This is a genomic window from Xanthobacter sp. BG11Y11_SDJG (assembly GCF_057364445.1).
Map to the genome: position 1 here is coordinate 1 of NZ_JBNFNU010000843.1, position 674 is coordinate 674.

Genomic DNA, 674 nt, shown 5'->3' on the forward strand with positions numbered 1-674 from the left:
CGCGCCCCCGGTGCGCCGGGACGGGGACCGGCCGCCGGCCCCCGGCCGCGCTGCGCATCGAGCACGTGCGCGCCAACCCGCGCAACCCGCGCCGCGCCTTCATGGAGGAGGGGCTGGAGGAGCTGACCGCCTCGATCCGGGAGAAGGGCATCATCCAGCCCATCGTCGTGCGCCCTTTGACGACGCCCAACAGCTTCGAGATCGTCGCCGGAGAGCGGCGCTGGCGCGCGGCGCAGCGCGCCGGTCTGCACGAGGTGCCGGTGGTGGTGCTGGACCTCACCGATCGCGAGGCGCTGGAAATCGCCATCATCGAAAACGTCCAGCGCGCCGACCTCAACCCGGTGGAAGAGGCGCTGGGCTACGAGGCGCTGATGGGCGAGTTCAAATACAGCCAGGCCGAGCTCGCCAAGGTGATCGGCAAGAGCCGCAGCCACATCGCCAACACCCTGCGCCTGCTGAAGCTGCCCGAAAGCGTCAAGGCCATGCTGGCCGACGGGCGGCTCACCGCCGGCCACGCGCGCGCGCTGATCGGCGTGCCCGATGCCGAGCGCGTCGCCCGCGAGGTGGTGGAGAAGGGCCTCAACGTGCGCGACGTGGAAGCGCTCGGCAAGGTGCGGGCCGAGGTGGAAAAGCCGGCTGGCCGGCAAGGGCGCGGCGCCCGCCAACGGCGCGGG

Annotated in this window: 1 protein-coding gene; it reads left to right on the top strand. The window is 72.6% G+C overall.

The window, feature by feature from the left end; translation table 11 throughout:
* The coding region (locus AC2W7M_RS26895) for a ParB/RepB/Spo0J family partition protein (protein ID WP_486136285.1) at positions 1-674 on the top strand (674 nt) is incomplete at both ends.